The 807-nt window shown below is 58.7% G+C and carries 1 protein-coding gene; it reads left to right on the top strand.

From position 1 onward, the window contains the following. The first annotated feature begins 60 nt into the window (after nucleotides 1-60). Nucleotides 61-753 carry an IS6 family transposase gene (locus V8Z74_RS26210; protein WP_349712326.1) on the top strand — a complete coding sequence of 231 codons (693 nt, stop codon included), beginning with the start codon at nucleotides 61-63 and terminating at the stop codon, nucleotides 751-753. Nucleotides 754-807: the final 54 nt, after the last annotated feature.

The following is an 807-nucleotide window of genomic DNA, read 5'->3' as shown; positions in this document are numbered from 1 at the left end:
CGGTTCCGTTGCAATAAGGGGCATCTGTTAAAGTCGGCGATTTGATCGGGACGATTATCGATGAACGAGGCCTTACGCAAAGTGCTCAAGCGACTGCACTATCCGCTGGAAGTGATGCTGACCTGCGTGCGCTGGTACGTCGCCTATCCGCTGAGCCTGCGGCACATCGAGGAAATGATGCATGAACGCGGTGTGTTCGTCGATCACACAACCGTCCACCGCTGGGCGTTGAAGATTCTACCCGTACTGGCCGTGGCATTCCGTCGCCGTAAGCGCCCGGTCGGCAGCAGCTGGAGGATGGATGAGACCTATGTACTGGTCGCAGGACAATGGAAGTATCTCTATCGCGCCGTCGACCGTGACGGCGCCACCGTCGACTTCCTGCTCACGGCCAAGCGCGATCTGGCCGCAGCGCGCCGCTTCCTGGAACGCGCCATCGGCCAGCACGGCTTGCCTGACAAGATCACCATCGACAAGAGTGGCGCCAACACCGCTGCCGTCCGCGCCATTCAAGAAGATTCCGGTGCGCCGATGGAACTGCGGCAGGTGAAGTATCTGAACAACATCGTCGAGCAGGACCATCGAGCCATCAAGCGCATCATCCGGCCCATGCTCGGCTTCCAATCTTTTCGCTGTGCGCGCATTTTATTGGCCGGTATTGAGACGGTTCATATGATCAAGAAGGGTCAGCTTCACTGCCCCGACGGACAAGTTGCGTCCGCCGCAGACCAGTTCTATTCCTTGGCCGCCTGAGCGATCGGCACTGCTCGCTTTCGCTCATGCGAACTTCCTTATTGCAACGGAGCC

Origin of the sequence: Comamonas sp. w2-DMI, from assembly GCF_040187735.1 — a bacterium.
In the GTDB taxonomy this organism is placed as follows: domain Bacteria; phylum Pseudomonadota; class Gammaproteobacteria; order Burkholderiales; family Burkholderiaceae_C; genus Comamonas; species Comamonas terrae.
Note: the sequence above shows the minus strand (reverse complement) of the source record. Positions and strands in the feature narration are given on the sequence as shown.